Source organism: Streptomyces sp. APSN-46.1, assembly GCF_022815725.1.
Taxonomy (GTDB): Bacteria; Actinomycetota; Actinomycetes; order Streptomycetales; family Streptomycetaceae; genus Streptomyces.
In genome coordinates this window covers 1-6,535 of the sequence record NZ_JALGRF010000020.1, presented here as the reverse complement: position 1 = coordinate 6,535, position 6,535 = coordinate 1, and the positions used below count along the sequence as shown (strand labels likewise).

Annotated in this window: 6 protein-coding genes; all 6 read left to right on the top strand. The window is 67.1% G+C overall.

What is annotated here, in order from left to right:
* The first annotated feature begins 225 nt into the window (after positions 1-225).
* The 6 genes from MTF65_RS30050 (at position 226) to MTF65_RS30025 (ending at position 4,742) form a co-directional block, all read left to right on the top strand.
* A complete protein-coding gene (locus MTF65_RS30050) occupies positions 226-627 on the top strand; it encodes a hypothetical protein (RefSeq protein ID WP_243632159.1) in 402 nt (133 codons plus the stop codon).
* A gap of 900 nt (positions 628-1,527) precedes the next feature.
* The gene (locus tag MTF65_RS30045; RefSeq protein WP_243632158.1) at positions 1,528-1,860 is read left to right on the top strand and encodes a hypothetical protein; all 333 of its coding nucleotides are present in this window, start codon (positions 1,528-1,530) and stop codon (positions 1,858-1,860) included.
* Between the two features lie 382 nt (positions 1,861-2,242).
* Entirely contained in the window at positions 2,243-2,422 is a 180-nt protein-coding gene (locus MTF65_RS30040) for a hypothetical protein (protein ID WP_243632157.1), read from the top strand.
* 551 nt (positions 2,423-2,973) lie between these two features.
* Positions 2,974-3,255, top strand: a complete 282-nt coding sequence (locus MTF65_RS30035) for a hypothetical protein (protein ID WP_243632156.1) — start codon at positions 2,974-2,976, stop codon at positions 3,253-3,255.
* A gap of 88 nt (positions 3,256-3,343) precedes the next feature.
* Positions 3,344-3,772: a DUF4259 domain-containing protein gene (locus tag MTF65_RS30030; RefSeq protein WP_243632155.1), complete on the top strand. Its 429-nt coding sequence runs from the start codon at positions 3,344-3,346 to the stop codon at positions 3,770-3,772.
* Positions 3,773-4,202: 430 nt separating this feature from the next.
* On the top strand, positions 4,203-4,742 hold the full coding sequence (locus tag MTF65_RS30025; RefSeq protein WP_243632154.1) for a 2'-5' RNA ligase family protein: 540 nt from the start codon (positions 4,203-4,205) through the stop codon (positions 4,740-4,742).
* The last annotated feature ends 1,793 nt before the right edge of the window (positions 4,743-6,535 follow it).

Sequence of the window (6,535 nt, the reverse complement as noted above, 5' to 3'; positions counted from 1 at the left end):
CGAACAATCATTGCGAAAAGCCCCGCACCGGGTATCCGGTGCGGGGCTTTTCTGCGTTTGGGGTGCGTCGGGTGCCGGCCTTCCGCATTCCGGCGATGACCGACGTCCGCGCCGCGCGCTCCGGGCCGCTGATCACGGCCGCGGAATGCGCGCGGGCGGTAGGGGTCGGGGGCTCTCCAACGCCGCACCGTCTCCGGTGTCAGTGGTGACTGCCATGCTGCGAGCATGATCCCTTGGAACCTGCTCGACCTCGACCGTGCCTTGCGAGCCAGCTGGGCTGCCGATACGTGCTCGCCCGACAACCAGGCCGAGTGGCAGCCACGCAACCCGGCCTGGGGGCACTGTGACATCACGGCCTTGATCGTCAACGACATCTTCGGCGGCGATCTCATGCTCGGCGAAGTGCACCTTGATGGGGACCAGCACGGCTTTCACTGGTGGAATCGGCTGCCCGGCGGCACCGAACTCGACCTGACGCACGAACAGTTCCAGCTGGGCCAGACCGTCACCGAGGCCCGTGTCATCGAACGCCCGCCGGGCCCCCTGCCCCGCCGCTGGGACGAGTACCTTCTGTTGCGCAAGCGGGTCATCGAGCACCTCGGCCATCTGCCGGAGCCTGCGATGTGAGCGGGTCATCCAGCTCGGTGACGGGTGGGGCGACGCGAGATCCGCTTCGCGGACCGAGGTTCGGAGGGTCCGCTGCCCACCGATGCGCTGTGGGACGGCTATCGCCGACGGCTGGAAGCGGATCGGGAAGCCGAGGTCGTCGTCACCTACTCGCTTTGGGTTGACTGGTTCGAGGATCACGACACCGTGGCAACGGCCTTCGCCTTAGGTGCTCGGGAACGACATCGACCACGTCGTGGCGGACGGATCGGCCGCCCTGCTCAGCCGCGCCGGCCGGATTCTGGCCTGCTCCGGCCCCTCGCCCTGGCCCGTAAAGCAGGGGGCGTACGACACCGGCTTTCGGGCTGCCCGCACTGCACGGGCCGCTGTTTCAAGGGCCTGTTGGCCGGCTACCACGACGTCCACGGCGCCCTGGACCCGACGGCCGCAATGGCCCTCCTTGAGCAACCGCAACTCCCGGCGGATACCCCGCATCTCGCGCAACTCCGGTCCGTACTTCCCGCAGGACACAGGAACCACTACCGCAGCCCCACCGCCTGGGACGAAGCAGTGCGGGCCTCGACGGACTGAACGTGATCGTCACCCGCCGGGATGCACGCGAAGGACGCCACCTCCGCCAGGCCATCGCACGCCTCTCAGGATGAGCGAGCCCCCATGGCGGGAGGTTGCCCCGAGGTGGCCGAACTCTCTCCTGCTGGGGCGTGCTGTTCAGTACGACCGTGCCCTCCGGACGACTATCCGGTTACCTCATCGAGCACTACACCAGCACCACGCGAGCACTGCAGGGCACAGGCCTGCCGTTCTCAAAGCTGGACACAACGGGGCTCAGGAACGCTCCTGGAGGGCAGACACCTGCGTCATCCGTGGTGGTGCGCCAGAACACTTACCAAGGAGTAACTGATGCGACGCAAGATGCCTGTCACCCTGGGTGCCCTCATTGTGGCTGCCCTGCTCTCGGCGGGTGCCCCGGCATCCGCCCACACCACCGAGGCAGCACCCCGCGCGGCGGCAGGCGACCTGAACTGCCGCACGTGGGTCGACGGTTACAAAGGCTTCGCGGACTGCACCAACAACACCAACCGGGCGATCGCTTTCCGAGCAACCATCGTCTGTGGCTGGTGGCCGGATGCGGTCGGCCAGTGGATCACGCTGAATGCCGGCCAGCGCGGCACCTCCGAGGGCGAATGCGGTGGCGGCTCAGGGGCAGGCAGCGCTTCCTGGCAAGAGGGGTGACCCGCCCCGACCTGTCGCCGGCCAGGATCCACCTCAGTGCCAGCGTTCCTTCAGGGTCTTGGACACACCCCGCCCACATCGGCTGACCGACTGCTGTCGCGCCACCTCCTCACACGCTGAACCTCACGCGCTGAACCGCTGACATCCGTGTGCGAACGAAGCCCCGAACCGTGCCGGTTCGGGGCTTCGGGCCTCCCGATCGTCCGCAACCGCCTCCGAGAAGTTGCCCGAAAATTACCAGTGGCGATGCTCGCGCGGCGGACGGCGAACGCTCGTCGAGCAGTTGCCGGGGCTGACCCGGAAGCACAGCTGGTGAACCGAGCGCCTGCGCTCGACTCCGGCCGCGGTAGGTCTCGCGTTCGACGGTCGGGCTGGCGCTCGGATGGCCCGCGTCTTTGGGGTGTCCGTCAGCCGCAGCACCATCCTGCGGTTGGTCGACGGCCTTCCCGATCCGGAGGCGGCGCCCCCGCGGGTGGTCGGCGTCGATGAGTACGCCATGCGCAAGGGCCGCGTCTGCGGAACGATTCTGGTCGATGTCGAGACCCGACGGCCGGGCCGGTAACGGGCTGATGCACAGACATGACCTGCGAGAAGAGGCCGTCAGCGCCTCGGGTGAGTCGTCGGCTACCGGTGCGAAGGTGGTACCAAAGCGCCTTGGAACCGTGGTGCCTACGGAAGTGCTTACAGACAGAGAGGCGTCCACACTGGCCCAGTGGCTTTCGAAGCGACCTCGCATCGAGGCCGTCTGCCGGGACCGGGCACTGTTTTTCGCGGAAGGCACCTGCTGACTGGTGGCATGTGGAGCAACCTCGGCGAGTCCGCCGAGCGCGAAGTCGCCCGCCATCGCCAGTGCCCGCGCGTCCTGCTCCCGAAATGAGCCGACGAGCAGGCGCCACCCGCCGAGACTCCGGCCTCGCCGTGGCGGAGCCATCGGTTCGCCAACTGCATCTGGGCCAGGCATGCGACCGTTCACGCGATGCTGGAAGCCGGCCACAGCCGCCGGGCCATCGGCCGCCAGCTCCACATGACCCACCGCACCGTCAAGGCCTTGCCGACGCACCCAAGCCCGAAGACCTCTTCCGCGGGCAGTGGCAGAACAACCGCACCTCCGCCTTGGACGAGTACAAGCCCTACCTCGACGAACGCTGGGACGAAGGCTGCACCGACGCTTGGAAGCTCTGGGAGGAGATCATCCCGCTCGGCTACCGGGGCAGCTACGGCATCGTCGGCGCCTACATCAGGAAGAAGGGCAGGTCACCCCGCCCGGTCATCGCACGGCCCCCGGCACCCCGTGTGGTGCCCAAGTGGATCCTCAGTCGCCCGGAATCCCTCACCGAGATCGAACACTCAGGCTCAAGGCCGTCCTGGCCGACTGCCCCGAGCTCGACGCCCTGAGAGGCTACGTCCGGCCCTTCGCCCAGATGCTCACCGAGCCTCCTGAGCTCGTGAAGTTGTCACCGGCCCCTGGCATGCTGGCGCAGCCGTGATCAGCAACTACCAGGAGAAGACCATGGGTACGTGGGGAACCGGACCATTCGACAGCGATATCGCCGGTGACTTCACTGATCGGCTCCGCGGGCTCTCGCCGCAACGGATCGTCGGTGCGCTCGAGGAAGCACTGCGACGAGTCGCCGATTCCGGTCCTCGTGTCGATGGCGGAGACGGAGCCGAGGCAGTAGCCGCCGCTGCCTTGGTAGCCGCTCAGATTCCGGGCAGTGACGTCGTGATTGACCCCGACGACAGGCCGGACGAGCCACTCCCCGAATTGCCGGACGCACTGCGTGCCCTCGCATGCGAAGCACTGCACCGAGCCCTCGAAGAAGGATCAGAGCTGGCAAGCGGCTGGGTGGACACAAGCGAGGCTGACGAATGGCGCCAAGAAGTGCAGGCCATCCTCCGCGCGCTCGGCTGACAACGATCACTCACCGTGCCTGGTTCACAGAACCGATGCTGTTGGTGATCTTGCCGAGGCTCCCGCGCCGCGCTCGGTGCCTATGGGGCTCCGCGGGTCGGTTAGCCCGTAAGCGCCTCTTGTGTAGCGCCGGGCCGGCACCCTGGATGGCCAGGCTGCGGCAGGCGAACCGGGCCTCCTTGGAACGCAACCGCGCCGGCGACTGAAGATCACCAACAGCATCCAGAACCTGAGCCAGAACCCTCAACCGACAGCGTTTGTTCGTGGGTTCCGGAGTGTTCAGTGATCGTCCGCGCTGTGGATGTTTACGGGAATGGCGGCAGCGTCGTCTTCTCGGTGGCCCTCGCCGGCCTGCTTCGGAGATCGGTCGTGATGGTTCGGCGGGAAAGGAGCCGTGCTGTCTGCGGCAGAGGTGACAGCATGCGGTGTCATGGCAGATGACAGCACCAGTGCGTTTCAGGCGGGCCAGACGGGGCTCATCGTCCGGATCCCGGAGGCAGAGCCGGCCGTCCGCGGGTGGCGTGAACGGCTCGACCCCTCGGCCCAGGCCGGGGTTCCAGCACACGTCACCGTGCTCTTCCCGTTCCTCGACGAGAGCCGAATAGATGCGCTGGTCTACTCCGCTCTCGCGGACGTGCTGGGCCGCCAGCAGGCCTTTGACCTGGGGTTCGAGAGGTGTGGACGGCTCCCGGAAGTGCTGTATCTCGTTCCCGAGCCTGACATGCGGTTGCGGCAGCTCACGGAGGCGATCGCTGATCGTTGGCCTGAGGCTCCGCCGTATGGTGGCCGGTTTGCCGAGATCGTGCCGCACCTGACCATCGCTCAAGGTCAGGAAGACGCCGTCCTGGAGGAGATCGAGGCCGACCTCACCGGCAGTCTCCCGTTCACGTCTCACGTCTCGTCGGTTGAACTCATGGTGCACGACGGCACGAAGTGGCAAGAGCGGGCGTCGTTCGCACTCGGAGGATGAAGCAGGTCATGAGGCTTCTCGTCGGCAGCCTCGACGAGCTCGTTGACCAGCTTGTCGCCACCACGCACTTGACCCGGTAGCCGGCCATCGCTGCCTCGGTTCCCAGCGCGATCTCGGCTCGGCCGTACAGAAAACGGAGAGCTCACCTCCATCGTCGGCATGGGCCAGATCGGCATGGACCATTCAGCAGGGCTCCCCGGCGACGGCGGCTGCTCTCGCTGTCTGCCGCAGCTGCACGGAGCCCAGAGTTCCGTTCGCGGTTTCGTCACGGTGAGCTGAGGAGTGCTGCCCGTCGGTGGGATGACACACGTCCCCCATCGGCCTACGAGATCTTGAGCTGTCCGCTCTCAGTTCATACGACGAGTGCACCCCGTGAGCGCGAACGTGCTTGGTCCTGCCCCTGAGCACATGGAACGAGCCGACCCGGACGGCACAGCAGGTAAGTGGCTGCGTGTCCAGAGACGGGGAGCCTCATGGAGGCGTCATCCGTCGAAGCGTCGCCAGGGGGATGCGGAGTAGGTGGAGCGAGATGCGGTGCTGGGCGCCAATCCAGACCTGGACGCTGCCTCACCCCAGTCCGGTGTGACCGTGGCGACGAGACCGGGGGCGACCAGGAAGTGCGTCGGCGCGTTGGCAGGCGACATGAAGGGCCGCGGCGGCACACGCAGTAGGCAGCTCTGAAGTGCCGGATCGTCGCCGGGGCCGCTACCTGGCAGGGGCCGCACGGAGCGGGCATGTAGCCGCCGCGTACCTGGTTGCGCACTTGGGCGTGTACGCCGCTGTCCTGGCCGCTCGGCTAAGGCATCACGCGTGCGACACGTACTCTGCGCGCGCCGTAGCTGGGCGTAGGGGCGTTGTGGCCGGTGGGTGCCGGGTGCGGACCGTCATCCGACGGCTCCTGGTAACGCATGCGCCGGCAGGCTCAGGCCCCCGGGCCGTGGAGGGGAAGGGCTGGGGGCTCCGGGCGGGATCGGCCGGACACGTCCTGGCTGGCGGTGATGTAGGTCAGGGAGGGGAGCGTCTCCCGCATGGCCACAGAAGAGGCAGAGGCCGGTGTCGAGCACGCCGTCATCGCCCGCTTTCGACTGGCCGATGACGGCTTCGGGCGGCCGAGGCAGCGGGAGGCCGTCCGTCGCGGCCAGTCCCAGCAGGCCGAAGCGATCGAGCTCGCCGACGTCGGCGGGCTCCACGGGAACGAATTCGGCGGGCTCCACGGGAACGAATACGGAGGCGGCGAGGTGGTCCTCACACCTACGGATCGGGTGGCCTCCGGGCGACTGGGCTCTTCGCCCCTGGGCGCGGGGCCTGCCTCGTCCGCCAGCCACCCGAAGGCCAGGGGGGCGAGGTGGATCTCCGTGGTCAGTTCGCCGCGGGACCGTGCCCCGCTGCGGCCGACACGGAGGGCGGGCAGGACGCGGAGGCCGTGCATGACGGACGTGGGCGTGGGGCGGCAGCCCCTCGTGGCTCAGCGCTTTGACACTCAAGCCGAGGGGGTTGTAGAGTAAACAGGTTGCCTCGGACTGGAGACAGTGCGATGGCGGTGCCGACCTCGCGAGAATTGAATTCTGCATGGGTCGCACTCGACGACTTCTCATCCAGAGATCGGAAGCCGGGAAATCCGGTGGAAAACTTCTGATAGAGTCGGTCTCGCCGGAAAGGGAAGCGCGAAAGCGAAGAACTGGAAAGCAAAACCCGCTTCGACCGGGAATCGGACACGAAAGAGTCTGATAGAGTCGGAAACGCAAGAACAGAACGAAAGCCCGGAGGAAAGCCCGCGAGGGTGAGTACAAAGG

What these genes read in the sequence shown, in the direction of transcription:
- MTF65_RS30050 (WP_243632159.1), top strand. Translation starts at nt 226, where the DNA reads ATGATCCCTTGGAACCTGCTCGACCTCGACCGTGCCTTGCGAGCCAGC.
- MTF65_RS30045 (WP_243632158.1), top strand. Translation starts at nt 1,528, where the DNA reads ATGCGACGCAAGATGCCTGTCACCCTGGGTGCCCTCATTGTGGCTGCC.
- MTF65_RS30040 (WP_243632157.1), top strand. Translation starts at nt 2,243, where the DNA reads ATGGCCCGCGTCTTTGGGGTGTCCGTCAGCCGCAGCACCATCCTGCGG.
- MTF65_RS30025 (WP_243632154.1), top strand. Translation starts at nt 4,203, where the DNA reads ATGGCAGATGACAGCACCAGTGCGTTTCAGGCGGGCCAGACGGGGCTC.